This is a genomic window from Planctomycetaceae bacterium, from assembly GCA_041398785.1.
Taxonomy (GTDB): domain Bacteria; phylum Planctomycetota; class Planctomycetia; order Planctomycetales; family Planctomycetaceae; genus JAWKUA01.
In genome coordinates, this window is the sequence record JAWKUA010000019.1 from 45,160 (window position 1) to 68,528 (window position 23,369).

At 59.6% G+C, this 23,369-nt stretch carries 5 protein-coding genes; 3 read left to right on the plus strand and 2 right to left on the minus strand.

What is annotated here, in order from left to right; genetic code table 11:
• The first annotated feature begins 36 nt into the window (after positions 1-36).
• The 3 genes from R3C19_20170 to R3C19_20180 all read left to right on the plus strand — a co-directional run bounded on the left by R3C19_20170 (position 37) and on the right by R3C19_20180 (position 19,581).
• Positions 37-18,525 (plus strand): CARDB domain-containing protein, encoded by an 18,489-nt coding sequence (locus tag R3C19_20170; GenBank protein MEZ6062667.1) that lies wholly within the window; start codon positions 37-39, stop codon positions 18,523-18,525.
• Positions 18,522-18,785: a hypothetical protein gene (locus R3C19_20175; GenBank protein ID MEZ6062668.1), complete on the plus strand. Its 264-nt coding sequence runs from the start codon at positions 18,522-18,524 to the stop codon at positions 18,783-18,785. The genes R3C19_20170 and R3C19_20175 overlap by 4 nt, the downstream gene beginning before the upstream one ends.
• A 364-nt stretch (positions 18,786-19,149) precedes the next feature.
• Positions 19,150-19,581: a hypothetical protein gene (locus R3C19_20180; GenBank protein MEZ6062669.1), complete on the plus strand. Its 432-nt coding sequence runs from the start codon at positions 19,150-19,152 to the stop codon at positions 19,579-19,581.
• Positions 19,582-19,710: 129 nt separating this feature from the next.
• Here the strand turns inward: R3C19_20180 and R3C19_20185 are convergent, their stop codons facing one another.
• Together R3C19_20185 and R3C19_20190 are read right to left on the minus strand one after the other, a co-directional pair.
• The gene (locus R3C19_20185; protein ID MEZ6062670.1) at positions 19,711-20,676 is read right to left on the minus strand and encodes an exopolyphosphatase; all 966 of its coding nucleotides are present in this window, start codon (positions 20,674-20,676) and stop codon (positions 19,711-19,713) included.
• Positions 20,677-21,201: 525 nt separating this feature from the next.
• Positions 21,202-23,367 carry a diguanylate cyclase gene (locus R3C19_20190; GenBank protein MEZ6062671.1) on the minus strand — a complete coding sequence of 722 codons (2,166 nt, stop codon included), beginning with the start codon at positions 23,365-23,367 and terminating at the stop codon, positions 21,202-21,204.
• Between the last annotated feature and the right edge of the window lie 2 nt (positions 23,368-23,369).

Sequence of the window (23,369 nt, forward strand, 5' to 3'; positions counted from 1 at the left end):
TCCAGGGCGGGTGGGTGCTTCCCAAGGAGTCTCCCCGTGCTGCTGACACATTGGCTCGCTGCCTTCTCACGCCACGTTCGGAACGGTTCTGTGCTGGCAAATCGGTTTCGAGGACGTCGAAACCGAAAGTCATCCGGCGGCGCTGGTGGTAGCGGTCAGATTGAGCATCTGGAAGACCGCGTCCTGCTGACGTTTGAAGGTCTGGAGCCACTGGGATCGCTGGCCTACCAGGATTCCGTTTCCGCTGACTTTGCCGCGGTGAACGAGACGGATCAGTTCACGTTCGATCTGGATGCCGACCAGGTGCTGTCTGCCGCGTTGTTTCCGTCCAGCGGCACGCTGCAGTCTCGGATTGAAATCTTCGATCCGTCGAACGCATCTCTGGGAGTCTTCGACGCCCCGGCAGTCGGCGAACCGGCGTTTTTGCAAACGGTTTCCGTCAGCAGCTCAGGCACCTACCGGATCGAAGTCACCAGTCTTGCGGGGACCGGCAACTACGATCTGGATGTCCTGCTGAATTCCGCCGGGGAAGAAGAGGGCTTCACCGGAGTTTCGAACAACACGATCGCCACGGGCCAGGACATCGACGGCAGTTCGATTTCGCTGGCCGGTACGGCGTCACGACTGGCGGTGAATGGCGAAATCGACAGTGCCGACGCCGATTTCTTCAGTTTCACGCTGACTGCCGGTGAGTCGACGGACCTGGTTCTGGCCAGCGACGGCGGAACTGCGGCCGTCGCACTGTTCGACAGCAGCGGAGTTCAACTGGCTGCCGGAATCGCGGGAGCCACCAACGCGAACGAATCAATTACCGGCTTTATCGCTCCGTCGACTGGGACGTACTTCGCGCGGGTCGATTCGGCCGCGGCTTTCGAAAACTACGGCCTGGTCGTAACACGCGGCATCAGCTTCGATCTGGAACCGAATAATGCTGCGGCAGATGCTCAGGACATCAACGGGACGTTCGGAGTCGTCGGGGAACTCGGCGGATCGGCGGGAGCCGGAGGTGGCGGCGAGGTCTTCACCGACAGCCAGACGCAGACGAACGTCTACACCCCGAATACATTGACGTACACGTTTTCCGGTCTTCCCAACGCCGGAGGCGACGCCACACTGACTATCGATGCGAATGCGGACCTGGACCTGACATCGGAATTTCTGGCATTCAACGCCGAAGGCTTGCTCGCTCAGAACTTGTTCGTCAACGGCGGGCTGCAGATGGTTCCCGTCCAGACACAACTGACGATTCCGCTGGAAACGCTAAGTCAGTTGCTCAGTGACAACGCGATCACGTTCACATTCACACCTTCATCGTCTGTCAACAACCTGGGCGGCAGTCCGTACCTGACCGTCACTCTGGAGTATCCTCTCGGCGACGATCACTACTCCTTCGAAGCTGTTGCCGGCGACACACTAACGCTGTCGACAACGACGCCGGGCGGTGGTGCCGGCGAACCTGTGAACCTGCTCGATCCGTCGGTTCGGCTGTTCTTCGAAGACGGCATCAATCCGCCTGTCGAAGTTGCGTTTGACGACAACAGTGGCGGCGACGGTCGAAACTCGCTGATCAACTACACCGTTCCAGCCAGCGAAGGCGGCACGTACCGCGCGGTGGTTCAGGGGACCGGTTCGGGGGACTATACGCTCAGCGTTGTCGGGGCCACGGCCGCTGCCGTGCCGACTCTGGATGGAATGGCGGTGGCTCCGGCAGACGGAGATTCCGTCCCTGTTTACCCGGCGACGGTCCGTTTCGATTTTTCGGAGCCCCTGCTGTTCTCGACCCTGACTGCGAGCGACCTGCAGGTGACCGATCCGCTGGGCACAATCAGTCCGGCGGCCGGCGTTTCGATCATCGACGGAGATACGATCGAATTCGATCTCTCGACGCTGAACGTCGGCGACGGAACGTATTCGCTAAGCATCGCCGGAGGAGCGCTGTCATCGATCGAAGGTGCGGCGAATTTGCCGATTTCCGCGACGTTTCAGTTCGACACGGTGGCGCCCACGGTGGCCTCCGTCACCGCCAACGGGACGGCTTTGCCGGGAGGTTCACCGATCGAAACGGGAGCGAACACATTTGTGATCACGTTCTCCGAACCGATGGCCGATTCCGACATCGGACCGGAAGACGTCGCTTTGAATAACCTGTCGTTCGGAACAGGCTTCATTCCATCCTCCGGCGTGCTGGACCCGAGCGGAATCACGCTGACTCTGACCTACGACGACCTGCCCGAAGGCCTTTACGACTTCTCGATTCGCAGCGCGGCCGATGGAGCCCGCGACCGTGCCGGCAATCTGCTGGACGGTGACAGCGATGGTACGGCCGGCGGCGATTTTGTGCTGTCGTTTGCTGCCGACTTCGGTTCCGACACGCCGTTTCCAACACCGCTGGAAGCCAAGCTGCCGCTGGGGTCTCTGATCTATGATCCGCCGGTCACGGGTTTCTTCGATGCGGTCGGAGACGTCGACAACTTCACCATCGACGTTGATCCGGGACAGACGATTACCGTCGTGTTGACTCCCGACGATCTGAGCATCCAGGCGTCCGTGGACCTGATCGCACCCGGCGGCGGATCGGTCGCGACGTCGTCCGCCGCTGCGGCTGGCGAAGGCGTGCTGATTCAGACTTTTACGCCGACGGTTGCGGGCACGTACACCGTACGAGCAACCGGCCTTGCGGGCGCCGGGATATACGACGTCGACGTCTTTCTGAACGCCCATGTCGAACTCGAAGCCGCCACCGAAGGTACCGTCCCGAACGACACGCTTGCGCAGGCCGAAAACATCGACGCCAGCGCCGTTGCGGTAAGTGGCACCGCCGATCGACTGGCGGTCGTGGGAATCTCGGATTCGGTTGCCGGACCCGACGTCTATTCGTTTACGGCTGCTGCAGGGGTGCCCGTGACGATCGTGATGGCTTCCGAAACGTTCGACGGCATCGCAACCCTGACCGACGCCTCGGGCAATATCCTGACGTACAGCGTGGCCGGCGCTGAGAACGTCACCGGCTCGATCGTGGACTTCGTGTCGCCGACCGGCGGAACATACTTCGTCCATCTGACCGGAATTACACCGGACGCTCGCTACTCACTGGTCGTGACCCGAGGTGCCACATTCGGAATCGAACAAGTCTCCGGCGACGCTCAGCCGATTGGCGGCAGCGGGCAGGTTCTGGGATACGCCGGAATCGGCGAAATCGACGTCCCGGCGGGAACCGGCATCACTTTGCCTCTGGGAACCGCACTGGTCGACGGAAGCGGTGCTCAATGGGACATTCAGGGCAGCGGTTACGTCCTGGACGGCAGCAACAATGCGTTTGACGGCGCCTTCAATTCTTCGCCGTTCGGTTTTGGAAATCCGGCATCGACCGAAGACGGCGGCCGCGAAATTGTGATTGGACCGCAGTTCAGCGGAAACATTGAGGCTCACCGCAAGATTTATGTTTCGGACACCGAGGGCTTCACTCGCTTCCTGGAAATCTTCACAAACACGGGCACCTTCCCCGTCAACCAGTTCATTCAGATCTTCACGAATCTGGGTTCGGACGCGGACACTCGCGTGGTTTCGACATCCAGTGGCGACACGCTGTTCGATACTGACGACGACTGGATCGTTACCGACGACAACGTTGCCAATGGAGGCGACTCCGCGGTTGCTCACGTGATTTCCGCGCCCGGCGGCGTGCGTCCGGACTTTGCATTCCGGTCCGGAGCTGACGGGATTGCGTATGAATGGAACCTGCAGCTGCAGCCCGGCGAAACGCAGATCATCATGCACTTCGGAGTCCAGGATCCGGACTCCGCAATCGCCGCCTCGACCGCCGCTGGTCTGGCAAATTTGCAGGGTGACGCTCTGACGGGAATGACGCCCGATGAAATCGCCGCTGCCGTGAACTTTGCCGGAGCGTCAACGGCGTCCGTGGACCGGTACACCATCGACGTGACATCCGCCACAACGCTGACGCTGTCAACGACAACTCCGGGAGACGGTCCCGGCGAATTCCGGAACGACATGAATCCGTCGATCGAACTTTTTGATCCGTCCGGCACGTCGATCGGCTTTGACGACAACAGCGGTGTCGACGGCCGTAACGCGGCGTTGACCGTTTCTGTGTCAACGCCTGGTCGGTACGAGATCGTTGTTCGAGCCAGCGGCAGCGCAGCCGGTGAATACGGATTAGCCGTGGACAGCAGCATTCCCGGCGCGGTCGCGGGAATTCCGTTTGAAGCCACGGCTGTCGACCCGCTCGACGGCGAAGCATTCGCGGCACTGCCGTCGCGACTGACACTGGATTTCAGTCAGGCTCCGCTGCTGGCGACGCTGCAACTGACGGACATCGTGATCACTCAGCCCGGCGGATCGACAGTCAATCCCGCCGGACTGCTGGTGATTGACGGCGATACGGTTGACTTCGACCTGACCGGTCTCGACATCGGCGAAGGCGCTTACGTCATCGATATCGCACCCGGTACCGTCGACAGCATTTCGGGAGAACCGCTGGCCGCGTTTTCGACCACGATCTTTGTCGACGCGACTCCGCCGACCGTGGCCGAAGTCCGAGCCAATTCCAGCGTGATCGTTGATGGTGATGTCATCGATGTCGGTGCTCTGACTCTGGAAATCGACTTCAGTGAGCCGGTCCTGAATTCCTTCCCGTCCGTGTTCGAAGCTCCGCTGTACGATGCCGTCACGGGAATTACATTTCTGCCGACGTCAATTTCCGTGGATCCCGGCGGGACGACGCTGTCCGCAACCTACGACGCTCCAGGACTTCCGGAAGGCGACCTGACTCTGACGCTGGACAGCTTTGCGTTCCGGGACCTTGTCGGCAATCCGCTGGACGGCGGTACCGACTTCACGTTCCGCTTCTTTACGGACATTGTCAGCGAAGCACTGCCGGTGCCGCTCGTTCCGCGGAATCCGCGCGGATCGCTGGTCTTCGGACAGGACGTTTCCGGCGCCTTCCATCCGCTCTCCGATGTCGACGAATGGACGGTCGACCTTGACCCCGACCAGACGCTCAGCGCCGCTCTGTGGGTGAGCGATCCGTCGGTCGTCAGCGAAATCACGCTGCTGGATTCGACCGGAACGCCGGTTGCCACGTCCGCAGCGCTGGCCGCCGGGGAAGCCGTCTTTCTGCAGAATATCGCCGTCGCCAGCGCCGGTATTTACACGCTGCAGGTTTCCAATAGCGCCGGAAACGGAGGCTACCGTCTGCGAACTCTGTTGAACTCGCAGATTGAAGAAGAACCCTTTGCGCTGCTTAATTCCAATGACGACATTGCCAGTGCAATCCTGATTGACGCGTCAACGGTGTCGCTGCCCGGCGCAGGTACCGCCGATCGGCTGGCGGTGACCGGACGGTTTGGTCCCGAACCCGCAGAAATTGTATCGCCGCCGAACAATCCCGGCGAACCAAACGATACGTTCGCAGAGGCTGTGCCAACGGGTATCGTCGGGTCGTTCAGCAGCTTCTTCCTTTCTGCCAATATCGGCGACAACCTGAATATCTCGGCAGGACTGGATGTCGACATTTACGAAGTCACGCTGTTTCCCGGCGACACGCTGCTGATCGATATCGACGCCCAGGTGCTCGGCAGCGGCATCGACAGCTATATTCGGTTATTTGATGCCTTCGGCAATGAACTTGACAGCAACGACGACGACCCGGCCGGAGGAACTCTGGATTCCTACCTGGAGTATTCCTTCTTCGGGGAAGTTCCGGAGACGTTTTACATCGGCGTCAGTGACCTGAGTAACACCGGCTACAATCCGAACGTCGAAGGCAGTGGTAGCCCCGGCAGCACCGGCATCTACGACATCTACATCGAAGCTTTCGGTTCCGTCGCCGCGCTGGCGGCTGTCGGTGGTGCCGTCGAATCGGATGTCTACAGCTTTTCCGTCAATCCGAACGAACCGACATCGCTGGTGGTCAGCAGTGACACCGCGATCGCAACTCTTGAATTGCTGGATTCCGCCGGAAACGTCATCGCGGTGGGAGCGTCTGATCCGACAAATGCCGATCAGGCAATTCCCGATTTCGTTTCTTTGACCGGCGGGACATTCTACGCTCGCGTCACCGGCAGTGAGCCTGACGCATACTCCCTGGTTGTCACGCGCGGCGCGGCCTTTGACCTGGAAGCCAATAACGAAACGTTCGAAGCGCAGGACATTTCCGCCGCCAATCGGGTTCTCGGCGCGCTATCCGGCGGTGCGGGGGGAGAGCTGTTTTCCGTCAGCGAGACACAGAACACCGTCTTCTGGCCGAATACGCTGGACTACACATTCAATAACCTGCCGTCCCCCGGCGGGGACGCAATCCTGACGATTGATGTCAACGCCGACCTGGATGCCACCAGCGAGTTCCTGTCATTTAATGCCGAAGGCCTGCTGGCGCAGGATCTGTTTGTCGTCGGCGGTTTGCAGGACAGCCCGGTGCAGCTTCAGTTGACGATCCCGCTGGCCACGTTGACGGAACTGCTTAGTGACAGTTCGGCGACATTCACGTTCGTTCCATCGTCGGCAGTCGACAACCTCAGTGGCAATCCGACCCTGACCCTGACGCTGGAATATCCACTGGGCGACGATTATTACAGCTTCGAAGCAGTGGCCGGCGACACGCTGTTCCTTGAAACATTTACTCCCGGCGATGGCAGCGGTGAACCCGCCAACAATCTTGATCCGCAGATCGAGCTGTTTTTCGACGACGGCATCAATCTGCCGGTTTCGCTGGCGACAGATGATAATTCCGCCGCGGACGGCCGCAATGCATTGCTGTCGTATACAGCTACTGAAACCGGCCGATACATCGTTCTGATTGAGGGCGTGACCGGATCGGGATCGTACGTGCTGAACGTCAGCGGAGCTACCGGCGCTCCGGCGGCCATGCAGGCCACCGCTGTGACACCGGTCGACGGTACCGTGGTGACGTCCACACCTGCCACCGCGACTCTCGATTTCTCGAAGGTTGTCCTGTTGTCGTCGCTGACGGCCAGTGACGTGACGATTCAGATTCCCGGCGGCGGTACCTACACACCCGCTGGTGTGACGGTGATTGATGGAAACACCTTCGAGTTCGATCTCACCGGACTGTCCGGCCCCGACGGGACTTACGTCATTCAGATCGCTGCCGGGGATGTGCTCGACGCCGCAGGCAACGGCAATGCCCCGTTCTCGTCGACATTTCTGCTGGACGCGACGAATCCGTCAGTGACCGGCATCAGCGTCAACGGCACTCCGCTGGCACCGAACGACGTGATTGCTTCCGGCAGCACTGTCGTCGAAATCACGTTCAACGAAGAACTCAGCACTCTGAATCTCGGGCCGGAGGATGTGCTGCTGGATGACACGCTTTCGGGAGCGTCGCTGGTACCCGTGAGTTTCGTGTACGACGCAGTAACCAGTGTCCTGACGCTTGATTACGGCGACCTGCCGGAAGGTGAATACACGCTGACACTGATCGAAGGCGCGGACGCGTTCCGTGACGTCGTCGACAACCCGCTGGCTCCGTTCAGCATCGACTTCACCGCCGACAACGTTCTTGCCGCGCTGGCCACTCCGTTTGTGCCGCTGGTACCGCTGGGATCGCTGGTCTATCAGTCAGCGGACACGTCGGGTGTATTCCATGCTGTGAATGACGAAGACACATTTTCCGTTGACCTGCAGGGAGGACAGACGCTGTCCGTGTCTCTGTCAGTAACGGATCCGGACCTGGTGGCGACCGTGGAACTTCTGGACGCGACCGATGCCGTCATTGGATCGGCCACCGCCGCCGCAGCCGGAGAAGCAGTGTTCCTGCAGGACGTCGCGATTCCGTCAGACGGCACCTATCGCATTCGCAATACGGCAACAACACTGAATTCCGTTGCGACGTATTCCTTTACGGCCGTGCTGAACGCCCACATTGACGCGGAACCGAACGACACCGCGGGCCAGGCTCAGAACATCAACGGCTCCGCGATTCTGTTTGCTGCCCCGGGACGTGATCGCATGGCGGTTGCCGGAACCGGTGGCGCCGATGACGACTTCTTCAGCTTTTCGCTGGCGTCGGGCGAAACGGCCAGTCTGTTCCTGTCCGCGGAGGACGCCGGGCTGGAACTGGAACTGTTCGATCCATCCGGCAATCCGTTGACACTCGGGACGGTCGGTGAACTGGATTCGAGCATATTCCGCAGCGTCATCGACGGCTACACGGCATCTCCGCCCGGTAACTATCAGGCACGCGTCCGCGCCGGTGCGGGAATCGCGTACACGCTGGTCGTGACTCGCAACGCACAGTTCGAACTGGAACCCAACAACGTCGTCGCGGATGCTCAGCCGCTTCTGCAGATCGGCGGCCCCGGAACGTTTACAGCGTCCGTCCTGGGTGCTCGCGAGACGTCAGCGCTGCTGATCGATCCGGATGATTTTCCACCCGGAACAGATCTGACGAACGCCTTCGCGGGTGCCACGCTGACAATTGTCGGCAGCAACGGCGTGACTCCCACGGGAGCCATCGCGAGAACGCAGACATCCAGTCTGGCGTCCACGGGTTCGCGAGTCTTTGCGCAGGATACCAACACGTTCTTCAACTCCAGCAGCAGCTTCCTGCGGGTCGACTTCGACAATCCGACTCGATCGGTGTCGATTGACGTAATCGGCGACGATTCGATCGACCCCGGAATCCTGCGCGCCTATGCGGCTGACGGAACACTGCTGGAGGAAGTGCACGGGTTCAATACCACAGCCGGTAATCCTCAGACGCTGACGATTACCCGGCCGGATGCCGACATCAGCTACATCCTTGCATCCGGTCTGGGAGGCGACACCGCGAATCTCGACAACCTGGTCACGTCCGGCGACCTGGCAGACATCTACCAGATTCAGCTCGCCGACGGCGATGTGCTGGAAGCCGTAACGTCGACTCCCGGCGACGGCACCGGTGAATTCCACAATTCGTTCGACCCGTTTCTGCGGCTGGTGAATGCAGCAGGCCTTGTCGTCGCACAGGATGACAACAGCCTGCCGGACGGCCGCAATGCAAGATTTGTCTACACCGTTCCGGCAGGAGCCGGCGGGAACTTCACCCTGCAGCTCGATGGAATCGGCGTCGGCGAATATTCCATCACTGCAATTCGCACCGGCGATCCGCTGCCGGACGAAGCGCCTTCCGTGGTCAGCACCAGTCCGGCCGACGCAGCCAGTGTCGGAAGCGCTCCCGCGTTTCTCGATGTGACGTTTTCCGAAGCACTGCTGGCGAATTCGCTTGACGTCACCGATCTGGTCTTTGCCAACGGTTCGGTCACCGTCGATTCCGTGCAGTTGCTGGCCGGCAACACGGTTCGATTCAGCATCACCGTCCCGAACACCGAAGACACCTACGATTACACCATCAGCGCAGGTTCAGTCAGCGACCTTCAGGGGACCGGAAACACGGAATTCGCCGGCAGCTTTGTGGTTGACCAAACCGGTCCGCGCGTGGTGTCGACAACGCCGGGGATTCAGGCATCGGCTCCGTTCAGCCAGTTGACGTTTGTCTTCAACGAAGGCATCGATCCGGCCAGCGTTTCCACCGCCGACGTCCTTTCCTTCAACGGTCCCGGCGGCAATCTGCTGTCTTCCGTCACCGGGGTTTCCGTTTCCGGATCCGAACTGACAGTGACGTTCAACGGTCAAAGCACGGCCGGTGTCTACGTCATGGTGATCGGTCCCAACATCACCGATCTGGCCGGCAATCTGATGGATCAGAACAACAACGGAACCGGCGGTGAAGCGGGTGATACCTTCAGCCGACAGTTGACGCTGCAGTCTCCCAACCTGGACGTGCTAAATACGATTGCCGCTCCGGCAGCCGCGGAGTTCGGTGATGTGATCGACTTCACCTACACCGTTCGCAACATCGGTTCCGACCCGGCCCTGGAACACTGGGTGGACCGAATCTTCCTGTCGACAGACTCCGTCCTGGACGCCAGCGACACCGTCCTGGCAACCATTCCTCAGAACGGCGGAACTCTGGGGCCGCTGGACGCCATCAACGGCGCGAATGACAGCTACACGCGGACTGAGTCCCTTACGCTGCCGCTGAATGTGGCTTCTGTTGCCGGCGGCTACTTCCTGTTGGTCAAGACTGACGTCAACAACCAGCAGCCGGAATCCAATGAAGGTGATAACGTCGGTTCCCATGCGATCAACCTGACTCTGCCGCCGCTGCCGGATCTGGTCGTCAGCGACATTACGGCTCCCGTCGAAGCGCTTTCCGGTCAGCAGATCCCGATCTCCTGGACGATTTCGAACCAGGGAACCAGCGACTTCTCCGGCACGTTCAGCGACGACATCTTCCTTTCGACGGACGAATTCCTCGGCGGCGACCAGTTCTTCGGACGATTCGAATTCACCGGCGACATTCCTGCCGGAGGTTCAGTCACGCGTACTCAGACAATTACGCTGCCTGCCACGATTGAAGGTGACTATTTTGTCATCATTCGGACGGACGAATTCGGCCAGGTTTTTGAAGGCCAGGCCGGTGAGTCAAACAACATCACCAGCGACGACGCGGCCATCGCCATCGAACTGCAGCCGTTCCCGAATCTTCAGGTCGCCAGCGTGACAACTCCGCCGACCGCGTTTTCGGGACAGCAGACGGTCATTCAGTGGGTTGTCGAGAACACGGGGACAGGCTCGACGAATTCGCCGTCCTGGTCCGATGCGATTTACCTGTCAACGGATGCGTTCTACGACGCCAGCGACCTGTTTCTCGGCACGGCCGTCAATCCCAGCTTTCTGGTACCGGGCGACAGCTATCTCAACAGCCGCCTGGTCACGCTGCCGGAAGGGATTGACGACAGCTACTACTTCATCGTGCGGACGGACATCTACGGCCAGGTGTTTGAGTTCGAGAATGAAGGCGACAATATCACCGCCGGAGGTCCTACCGATGTGATGCTGACACCACCGCCGGATCTGCAGGTCACCAACGTGAATGCTCCCGGTACAGTGTTCAGCGGCCAGCCGATCAACCTGACCTGGACCGTGGAAAACCTCGGGTCCGGTTCGACTCGCTCCGGTTCGTGGTCGGACCGAATCTATATGTCGACCGACACAACTCTGGACGCTTCCGACCAGTTGCTGGGCACAACCGGCCATTCCGGGGTCCTTGCAGCACTGGACGGTTATACGGCCAATTCAACCGTCACCCTGCCAGTCGGCGTCAGCGGCGACTTCTATTTCATCGTGCAGACGGACGCGTTCAACCAGGTCTTTGAACATGTCTTCGAAGCAAACAACACCGGCTTTGACGCCACACCAACAACGGTCAGTCTGACGCCTCCTCCGGATCTGGTCGTCACTGACATCGTGGCACCGGCGACGGCTCTTGCCGGCCATACCATCAGTGTTGACTACACCGTGGAAAACCTGGGCTCCACCCTGACACCGAATTCGTCATGGCAGGACCGGATTTTCCTGTCAACCGACGACATCTTCGACGCCGCCACCGACACTCAGATTGCCTCCAGGACGCACTTCGGAGCTCTGGATATCGGTGAAGGCTACACAGAATCGTTCATCGCGACCCTGCCCAACGGCCTGAACAACGACTTCTATGTATTCATCGCGACCGACTTCACGGACCTGGTGTTCGAGCTGGATAACGCCAACAACATCCTGTCCGCCGCAACGCCGATGACTGTGGAATTGCGTCCGGCAGATCTGGTTGTTGTCAGCGTGGTCGATCCGGCGGCTGCCGGTGGACCGTCGACGGCGGAAGCCGGCGGATCGCTGCTGCTGCAATGGGAAGTTCAGAACCAGGGAACCGGGATCACCACGCAGTCCAACTGGGTTGATCGCGTCTATCTGTCCTCCAACGTAACCTTCGGAGACGGCGATGATCTGCAGTTGTCGCAGCTCACGCATTCCGGAGCACTTGACGTACTGGAGACCTACACGGTCTCCGGCCACACGCTGCAGATTCCGGCGTCAGTCCCCGGCGGCAGCTATCGGGTATTCGTTAAGACCGACGCCGCCAATGCTGTCTTTGAGAGCCAGGAGGGCAACAACGTTCTGGGGCTGCCTGTGGAAATCACACGGACAACGGCGGACCTGCGTCCAACAGCAGTGACCGCTCCTGCAACGGCGGATTCCGGCCAGGCGATCACGGTTGGCTGGACTGTCGAAAACTTCGGCGCTGCAAGGACCAATTCCACATACTGGCACGACGAAGTCTTTCTGTCGGCGGATCAGACGATTTCCGGCGACGATGTTTCGCTCGGAAGCGTTTTCCATTCCAACGCGCTTGACGGCGGGCAGCAATACACGGCATCCCGGACGTTTACTCTGCCGATTGACCTGTCCGGCGATCTTTACGTCATTGTCCGCACGGACACAAACAACGTCGTGATTGAGGATCTGCAGGAAGGCAACAACGACCTGGCGGCCACCGCTGTGACGGCGATCTCGCTGAGCCCGGTTGCCGATCTTGCCGTGACCGACGTTGACGCTCCGCCGGTCGCATTCAGCGGGCAGCCGATCACTCTGAACTGGACTGTCGAAAACATCGGCGGCGGTGCGGCAAACGGAACCTGGTACGACGCAGTGTACTTGTCGCTGGACCAGATCTTTGACCGAACCACGGACACCTACATCGGGTTTGCCAACCGCCCGGCTGCACTGGCCGCCGGCGAACAATATACTCAGACGGCGACACTGAACATTCCCAATGGTCTGTCCGGACCGTACTACGTGTTTGTCGCCGCGGACAGCAATCAGCGAATCTATGAACGCGGTGCCGAAGCCAATAATGTCGGTCAGGATCCGCTGGCCATGGAAGTGTCACTTACTCCGCCGGCTGACCTGGTCGCCGGTCTGCTCACACTTCCTTCCGACGCGGTGCCCGGCAAGGATGTGACCGTCAGCTACACCGTCGAAAACCAGGGAACGAACGCCGCGAATGGTACGTGGACCGATTCTCTGTACATTTCGGCCGACGATCACTGGGACGTGACGGATCCGCTGCTGGGGCGAGTCGTGGTGACGGCCAACGTCACAAGCGGCAACAGTTATACGCGGGACCTGACGGCTCCGCTGCCAGGTGTGGTTCCCGGTGACTATCACGTCATTATCCGAAGCGACATCCTGAACAACATTCCGGAATCCGACGAAACCAACAATCTGTCCGCGTCGCTGAACACGACGGCGGTGGATTTTGAGGAACTGACGCTGGGCACCGCCAGTTCCGGCAGCCTGGGAACCGGCCAGTCCGTGTACTACAAGGTCGACGTCCCTGCGGGAGAAACGCTTTCGGTGCTGTTCGACAGTGCCGCAACGGACGGTTTCAGCGAACTGTACGTGGCCTTCGACCGAGTCCCCACCCGCAGCGACTTCGACTTCGGCGGAATCGAACCATTCCAGCCGGATCAGCGTGCGATTCTGCCCGCGTCAGAGTCCGGCACATATTTTATTATGGTCTATGGCAACAGCGCCTCCGGGGCTCCGGCGTTTGATATTACGGCGGAGTTGCTGGCGTTTGATGTCTTCACGACTGACTTCGGGCGCGGCGGGAATTCGGGGAACCGGACAATCGAGATCCACGGTGCCCGCTTTGATCAGAATACAACAGTGTCGCTGACCAACGGTGCCGGAATCACGGTTCCCGCGGAAACGCACTATTACATCAGTTCGCTACAGATGTACGCGACGTTTAACCTTGCGGGACTTCCTGCGGGACAATACGACGTTGTCGTTGAAAAGGATGCGTCAACGTCAGTGACGGTGCCTGACTCGCTGCAGGTTGTTGACCAGTTGCCGTCGGCTCCGATCCGTCCGACGATCGACGCGCCTTCGCGAGTCCGTCGCGGGGCCGCATATTCGTTCGATGTCCGATGGGGCAACGATTCGATCAACGACATTACCGTGCCGCTACTGACTGTCGGCAATACCGCTCCATTCGGTTCAGCTCCGGGAGATACGTCGTACGGTACTCGATTTACGTTTATCGCCAGCAGGCCGGAAGGGCCTCAGGGAATCTTGATCCCCGGTGACGCTTTTTCACGAACGTTCTACACTTCCAGCGATAGCTTCACACAGAGCTATACGGCGTTTGTTGACCGCGTCGGCAAGGACTCTGCAGAAGCATTCGACTGGGCGGCGATTGAAGCAGAACTGCGGCCGCAGGATATTCCTGATGCTGAATGGGATGCGATCTTCCAGCAGCTCATTCTGCAGACCGGAACGACCTGGGGTGAAGTCCTGCCCGTTGCAGTCCGGAATGCGGACAGGATCGTCCTTCCCGGTAACGCGTCCGTAACCGTCTCGCAGCTTTTACAGCCCGAGGTCACAGCGGTTTGGGCCAGCCTGAGCAACTCCATCAGCGGCACCGTGCATCTGGATGCCATTAGAAGCCTGTCGGAACCGTGGCGAATTCTGGCGGTGCAGGTCGGGACTGACGTCGGTTTTGCTGCGGTCGGATATGAGGACGGAACGTTTTCGCTGCCCGGACTCGAAGACGGCGACTATCAGCTGACCGTTCAGTTAGGACAGTTCACCCAGTCGTTCCCCACGACATACACTCTGGCGGGCGGTTCCACCGTGATTCAGGATGTCGAGCTGGCGCCCTCAGCACCCGTGGACGTCGTACTGGACATCGCCGCATCAGACGGCGGTCCGGTGACAGACGCAGACATTCTCTTGTACCGCAACGGGATCCTGCTGAGTCGTGGTATACTTGATGCCGATGACCGTGTGACCTTCGAGAATCTTCCCGAGGGCACCTACGTCGTGGTTGCTGAGCTTGCCGGCTACGGCAGAGTCGTGGCTGACCTCGACACGTCCGAACCACTGGCGACTCGCCTTTCAGCAATTCTGTTCGCTCCCGGAACAGACGTACGCGGTACCGTCGTGTCTGACGCCGGCGCCAGCCTCGATTTCACAATCGCGGCAATCGCGAATGACGGACGAAATCTGCCGCCGGTGGCGGCCACCGTTGACGCCGGTACGTACCTGTTCCCGTCACTTGCCGCCGGAAACTACGATCTGGTGGTTCTGGCTGAAGGGTATTCACCGCTTGTGGTCGCGGCCGTTGACGTACCTGCTTCCGGCGAACTGGTGCTCGACGACATCATCCTGACACTTCCTGGACAGCAGACACCTTCGCTACAGGCCGCCGGCGATGAGGCGGCTGCCGGAGCGATCCCGGACTGGTTCATCGAAACAGTCGAACGTCTGACCAACCTGTATATCGCTTTTCGCGGTCCGGGATTTGTCCCTGACATTGGCACGTGCTGGGACAAATATCAGGCAGCGCGAAGCCAGGGATTCTTCACCGGCATGGGGCTGTTTACACTCTGGTTCCAGCAGCGATATGCCACGCTGATCATGGTTTCCGGAGTGTCCGGCGGCGATCCGATTTCGTTGGCGCTGTATATGAGATACTTCGATGCACTTGGTCCGGTCGGGACACAGGGCTTCGGATTGAACAACGGAATGAAGGCGGAACTGGAACTTCAGGCCCGCAGCGGCTGGGACAGCGCCATGCAGGCGGCGGTTACGGCAATTCAAAGTGATCCTGACTGGATGCGGGAATTTGATTGTGACGAGGCGCACACTCGCACATATACCGTCCAGCAACTCTACAATCTGCCGGCCGGTAATGTTTCGGATTACGTCTCGGTCGGCTCAGGCCTCTATTCCGGTGATCGCGGCAACAACAGCAAGTGGAGGTTCGTGTTCGTCGGCCCGATCGGTGTGCTTGCCGGCGGTGTGGGATCGTGGGGAACTTCGGCTGGAAGCAACCTGCCGGAGATCGCCGATTTTCGGCGACTTTCAGGCAGTGTCACTGCGGAACTGAGTGCCGATGATGCAACGGTTAAGGTTACGGCGGACTGGCAATTTACGGTTTCCGATGCCGTCGATTTCGAACCTGGAAACGCGCTGGGACCGCTGCTTTACGGTCTCAAGGTACTCGAACGCAATGGCATGACATGGGACGTGCCGTTCGAGTTTACAACGCCGATTGAAGTGGATCCCGGGACGTTCGGCGTCCGGCGGGATCCGGAATGTGATCCATGCAACAGCGACGATCCTCCCGACGACTGCGACGACACGGATGCTCCCGTGTCGCGTGACCCCAACGATATTCTTGGTCCGGATGGCTTCGGGCCGGAACAGTGGATTCCTGCTTCGCAGCCGATTGAGTACACGATTCGATTCGAAAATGATGCCGCCCTGGCCACGGCTCCCGCTCAGGTTGTCCGCATTACTCAAACGCTTGACAGCGACCTTGACCCGCGAACTTACCGCGTCGGCGATTTCGGACTGGGTGATCTGTTCGTCGACGTTCCCGCGAATCGGGCGTTCTACACCGATCGAATTGACCTGACGGCGGAGCACGGCGTGTTTGTGGATGTGGTCGCCGGAATCGACGTTGCCACCGGGGAGGCGTTCTGGGAATTCACTTCGATTGATCCCGCCACCGGTGACATTCCTGCCGATCCGCTGCTGGGGTTCCTGCCTCCGAACGAAACCTCACCGGAAGGAGAAGGCTTTGCACGTTATTCGGTGAAACCCCGGTCATCGGCAGTGACGGGCGATGTGATCGATGCCGAAGCACGGATTGTGTTCGATATCAATGAACCCATCGACACGCCTCCAATCTTCCACACGCTGGACGCCGACCTGCCCGTCAGCAGCGTCACGGCGCTGCCGGCGTCGTCTGTGGAACCCGTGTTTGACGTTTCATGGACAGGGACCGATCCCGGCAGCGGATCGGGGCTGGCCGGCTATTCGATCTTTGTTTCCGTCAATGGCGGGCCGTTCGAAGTCTGGCTGGAAAACACCACGCTGACCGAAGCGTCGTACACCGGCGAACCGGGAAAAACATATGACTTCTTTAGTGTGGCCTACGACAACGCCGGCAATTCCGAACCCGCTCCCGCCGTTGCCGATGCCGTGACGGCTGTTATCGGTGGAGCTGTTCTGACGGTGACGATTGATCCGACCACGATCTCTGAGAACGGCGGCACCGCAATCGGCACCGTGACTCGGACAGGCAACACGGATGCCGAATTGATCGTGACACTGGTCAGCGACAACGAAACGGAAGCGATCGTCACAAATACGGTCACGATCGGTGTGGGAGCGGACTCCGCGACGTTTACGGTCACCGGTGTGCCTGACAACATCGTCGATGCAACTCAGACCGTGACGATCACCGCCTCCGCTGTCGACTTCGACGACGTGACGGCAACGGTCGATGTGACGAACGTCGATGTCGCCACGCTGACCGTTCAACTGGATGCCGCATCGGTCAGCGAAACCGCGGGTACGGTTTCCGGAACCGTGTCGCGCAACACCGGCACGACCGGTGATCTGGTCGTGAACCTCCTGAGCGGTGACGTATCGGAAGTCACCGTTCCGGGACCCGGAACCGTGACAATCCCAGACGGCCAGGCATCGGTTCCGTTTGTGCTGACAGTCGTCAACGACGGATTGATCGACGGCACACAGACAGTCGACATCACGGCGTCGGCGGCGACATTTGTCGACGGAACCGATTCCGTTGACGTCACCGACGTCCAGTCCGGTACCGTCAGCATTACATCGCGGCGAAATGGCGCCGAATCCGGACCTCGCGACGGCTGGTTCGTCATCAGCCTGAGTGCCGAAGCCGAACAGGATGTGATCGTCAACTACACGATCACCGGCACGGCGACGGCTGACGGTGACTACGTTGCACTGCCCGGAAGCATCACTATTCCGGCCGGCGAACTGTCGGCTCAGGTTGATGTCGTAACGATCAACGATGACATCGCGGAAGGCGGAGCCGATACTGTTCGGCTGACGCTTGATTCCGCATCGACCGCCGGCACCGTCACCGTGAATCCCGCCGCTGCCAGCCGGCAGATCTTCCTGATCGACAATGACCGGGCTCTCATCCGAACGTCACGACGAGCTGCGACCGTCAGGGAAACCGGTACCTCACGAACATTTGACGTGACGCTGCGGTCCGAGCCGGTCGGCACTGTGGTGCTGACCGTGACCAGTACTGACCCCGGCGAAGCAGTCGCGGATGTCACCCAACTGACGTTCGACTCAACGAACTGGAATGTCCCGCAGACAGTGACAATTACAGGCGTTGACGATGCGGAATCTGACGGGGCGCAGGTTTCCGAAATTCAGGTCACCGTTGACACCGGAGCGACGACTGCCGCGGAATATCTGGCGACTCCGGCGGCGATCGTTACTGTCACCACGCTGGATGATGAACCTCCGGCTCCCACGGCGACGGTTCAAAGCGTCACATTCTTCAACGAAGATGCGGACGAAGAACGCAACTTCAGTCCGGAGCAGAACGGTCAGCGTTCCATCATTCGGGGCGTCTCCGTTGTCATCGATCAGGAAATCGACGTTACCGACGCGTCCGCCTTCAGTCTGGTGAATACGACTCTGGGAAGCAGCGTCGGGCTGCAACTGGTATCGGCGACCAAGGCCGACGGCCGCACAACGGTTGTTCTGGCGTTTCTGCCGGCGCCGCGGTTGAGTCGGACAACCAGTTGAAGGACGGCAACTACACGCTGTCAGTAGCCGGCGGTTCACTTTTCGATGCGGGAACATTCGGAACGGTCAATTTCCACCGTCTGTACGGCGACAGCGACGGCGACCGGGACGTCGACGGTCTGGACTATGGTCTTTTCCGAGCCGCCTGGCTGTTCGGGCAGACCCAGTACATCAACCTGTTCGACATCAACAACAGCGACATCCTCGACGACGACCTGGATGATTTCTTCGCAGCCTTTGGTCGTGTTCTACCAGGTTGACGGCAACGGACGATTCAGCACGCAGCGGCATTCAGGCTGTATCCAGTCAGGGTGTTTCACCCGCGGAGTGCTGTTCCGGATTCGGCATTTCCGAATCCTTGTGCGGTAATGGATGTTTTGTAGAATTCAGCGAAGCTGAGCAGTTTCGCCAGTCTGTTCACAATCAGTATTGTTTTTCCGGGAAATCATCCCATGGCACGTTACGTAGTTTATCTCGCTGTCATCCTCTCCATTGGCAGCGAAAGTGCGCAGGCTGATCTGGTGCTGGACCTGGCGACGGGGAGTCCAACGAGCGTTGTCAGCGGCAGTACCGTGTTCATCGACATGGTGCTGATCGACAATGATGACTCACATTTTGGACCCAATGCCGGTGGCGTTGGCGTGGGAAGAGGTCTGTCATCCGGCGGCGGCCAGATTTTCCAGTCGGCTGGCACAGGGACGACGTCAGGTGCAGTCTTACCGAATTCCGGCCTGGATTTTGATTTCACAAATTCCAGCGGCTCCCGGCGGTATTGCCGGAGCACTGTCACTTGTGGCTCTTTCCGACCCGGCTGGAATCAACACTGGCATCGCTCACATCGCGACATTCAGCGTCACAATCACCGGCGATGCAGGGGACACCGTGACGATCATGTCGGATATCCTGCCAATTACGGCAAACGTTGTCGACGACGGGACGCTGCTGGGGACTCCTATCGACGCCGATATCGCCAACTTCGGTTCTCTGACGTTCACGGTTTCCGCTGTGCCTGAGCCTTCGACGTGGCTGGGTTGTTCGCTTGTGCTGGTGGATTGATCTGGCGAAGTCGCCGACACGTCGGCGGCAACAGCCGGTCAATACCGCGAGCGGGGCAGAATGAGACATTCGGGCTCGCGGGAGTAAGAAGAGCGAAAGTATCGGCGTCCGCCGCGGCCAGTATGACGATCAGACCGCAGCCAGTTCGGGTTCTTCAACGGTCTGGTCCATCTGTTCCACGATGGAGGGCAGCAGTGCCATCGCTTCGCTGGCAGGAATCTGGCAGGTGCCGGCCGCTGTATGGCCTCCGCCGCCATGTTCCAGACACAGGTCACCAATATCGACTGGATTCGTGCGTTTCAGAATCGACTTGCCGATCGCCAGAACCGTCAGCTCCGGCTTATGAGCTCGCAGGACGTGGACGGAGGCATTGCATTCCGGGAACAGCGCGTAGACCAGGAATCGGTTGCCGCTGTAGATGACATCTTCGTTCCGGTAGTCGACGACGACGACATTCCCGTGAACTCCCGAACAGCGAGCGATCTGTTCCAGAAACTGTTCGCGCTGAGAGTTGTACAGATCGACGCGTTCGCGGACGTCCGGAAGTGCCAGGATATCCTTCAGATCGTGAGTCCGGCAGAAGTCGACCAGCGCCATCATCAACTGGTAATTGGAGATTCGGAAGTCGCGAAATCGGCCCAGTCCGGTGCGCGGGTCCATGATGAAATTCAGCAGCGTCCAGCCTCGCGGAGCCAGGATTTCGTCTCGGGAGAAGCGAGCTGAATCTGCCTTGTCGACGGCCTGCAGCATGTCCCGGCAGATGTTGGGAAACCGTTCCGCTCCGCCGTAGTAGTTGTAAACAACGCGAGCGGCCGAGTCCGCGGCAGGGTCCAGAATCAGATTTTCGCGCACCACGTTGCCATTTCGGATGGCTTCGCTGGCGTGGTGATCGAAGCACAGATGACACTCGGAAACGTACGGCAGGTTCGTGATGATGTCCCGCGAGGTCACTTCGATCAGGCCATCCTGCATGTCCTTGGGATGGACGAACAGAATATCGACCAGCAGATCAAGCTCACGCAGCAGTGCTCCGCAGACCAGGCCGTCAAAGTCGCTTCGTGTAATCAATCGGTACCGGGGCTTTTCGGTGGACATCGTGCTGTTTCCGGGGTTGGGGCTGTGGGTGAAGCGATCGTCCGCCGACACAAGTCCATTCGTACCGGGACGTGTTCCGGCCGGGCGAGTTGACGGCGGCGGTCGAGTGCAGCGTAGGTCGCGAATGGCGCCGGATTGCCTCGGACTGCGGGAAAACCCTGGTCGTCACGGACAAGAAACTTCCGGCCCGCGTTCGATTGCGCGGCATGGCGGTATCGAATGATCATGCGGGTTCTGCGGAGGTCGGCGTTCCGGTCGTGGGCGAGAAGCATGGCCGGCTCGTCACGCATTCCACGGCACGAAATGCCAATGTACTGCGGTTTGTCCATGGCAACGACGACGTCAATGGCCGAGTTAAGTGCGAAGCGTCTGTCGGCAGCACGGGGCGAGGCGACACGGTTCGTTACGATGCTCGCAACCCGGCTGCGTGCGTCATTCACCGCAGCGCAGCATTCCTCGCGACGTGTTTCCCGGCCGGCGTGTCCGCGAGCCGTTGCGGCAGGAACCCGGGATTCAAACCACAGTCTACGAGCTCAGAAGGTACGCCCGCAGTTGCTGCATCAGCATTGTGCACCGGGTTTCGAACGTATCGACGTCCGTGACGCGTCCAACGGGCACGGCAGTCACCACGACGAACCGCAGCGTCTTGGCATTTCCCGTTTTGGTGTCGGTGTTGCGAGCTGTCTCGAAACGGATATCGACACTGACCGGCTGGCGGGCGACCGTACTTCCCCAGCAGCCGAGCAGCCCCAGGCTTCCGCACTGCAGATTCATGGCACCATGTTCCTGGTGCGTGATTCTTGCGTCCTGAGTCGCCAGAAAGGCGTTCAGCTTCATGGCTGTCAGTTCGAGTGATGTTGACACGGGGATCGATTCACGGAACTGCAGTTTTCCGTCGATCTCGGTGACTTTCGGTGCCGACTCATCAAAGGGATTTTCCGCGGTGGAAGGTTCATCGTCGGCCTGCCCTTCCCAGCAGGTTCGGTTCCGGCCTGTTTCCTTGGCTCGGTACAGAGCCGCATCGGCTCGTTCCAGCAGAGTCTGTACAGAATCGCCCAGACGTGCCGTTGAAACACCAAAGGAAGATGTCACGGAAAGTTTGGAGACTCCGCCGATGGAACTTTTTGCGATCGCATGTCGCAGCCGTTCGCCGCGCCGGATGGCTGCCTGCAGATCGGTGTCGGGGCACAGCAGAACAAATTCTTCTCCGCCATACCGGCCGATTAGTTCTCCGGAATAGGTTTCGTGCTGAAGCAGTCGCGTCAGATCGACCAGCACCTGGTCACCGGTTTTGTGACCGAATGTGTCGTTGATGTTCTTGAACCGGTCGACGTCCAGAAAGATCGCGCTCAGATGCCGCGTGCCTTCGTGGTTGTGGAAATCATCGATCAGGTGCCGCAACTGCGTTTCGAGTTGCCCGCGATTGGCGACACCGGTCAGTGCATCGCGCGTGGCGGCAAGTTTCAGTTCCACGTATTCCTTCGACTGCCGGCGTACGCCTCCCTTGCAGCGGAACAACTGGACGACGCCCTCCACATGACGCGGGTGTTCGGCAATCCCGGTGGTGTAAACGTCGACGCTGACCTGCTGTGAATCATTGATCTGGCAAACACGGCTGCCGAACTGTGATCGTCCGTTGCGCATCACCTGTGACACGATTTCCTCGCGGGGTTTTGCGTTCTGGCGGTCGGTCTGTGTAATCGGTGACAGTCGCACGTCGGTTGCCTTCCAGCTTCGTCCTACGACGTGTTCCAGCGGAAGTCCGGTCAGTCCCGGCATGCCGTCTGACCAGATGCAGTAATTGCCGCGTGTATCCAGAATAAAGTAGCCGTCGTACAGCATTTGAAACTGATACAGCACGTGCAGCATCTGTGTCAGCACGACGATCTCGTTGCGCTGTTCGACAGAAGGTTCTTCCGTGGAGTCTTCGGGAGAACAGAACGGATCGCTGTGCCGGAACAGCTGATGCCCATCGGCTTCGTACCAGCGTCCCAGGGTTCTGACGATGTTTCCGTCATAGCGACTGCCGGCCTGATCGAAGAGCACCTTCATGACTTCATCGTGAGCCATTCCGCGGCGGTAGGCTTTGGGTGAACTCAGCGAATCGTACGCGTCGGCCACGGCCAGAATTCGGGGTCCCAGCGGCAGATCCTGAGACGACGGACCCTCAATTCCCACGCCGGAACCGTCAAAATTGTGGTACAGCAGAGTCAGCATTCCCACCAGTTGGTTGTCCGCCTGCAGGGCCTGCAACAGGCTGACGGCGGCGTGGTGGTGCAGAGTGACCAGGTCGTATTCTTCGCTGCTGAGCTTTCCGGGCTTGTGAAGGATGTGCTGGGAGACACCGATCTTGCCGAGATCATGCAGCAGCCCGGCCACTTCGATCTGCCGGCGCTGGATGTCATCCCAGCCCAGCAGTTGAGCGACTCCGCTGGAGATCGCGGCGATTCGCTGGCCGTGAAGGACGATGGACGGATCGCGCAGCTTCATGCAACGCAGCAGCATCCGCAGGACCGTTCGGGGAATGATCGGCGCTTCGGTCGCTGCCGCCGTTTCCGCTTCGCGCTCGTTGCGGGCGTATTCGCAGAGTTTCAACAGCCGGCTGACGATGCCGGTGGTGTCGGTCGGAACCGCAGGCGACAGTCCAAAGCAGACTCCGGAGACGTCAGGTTTTACGGTAGTAGTGCTCACGG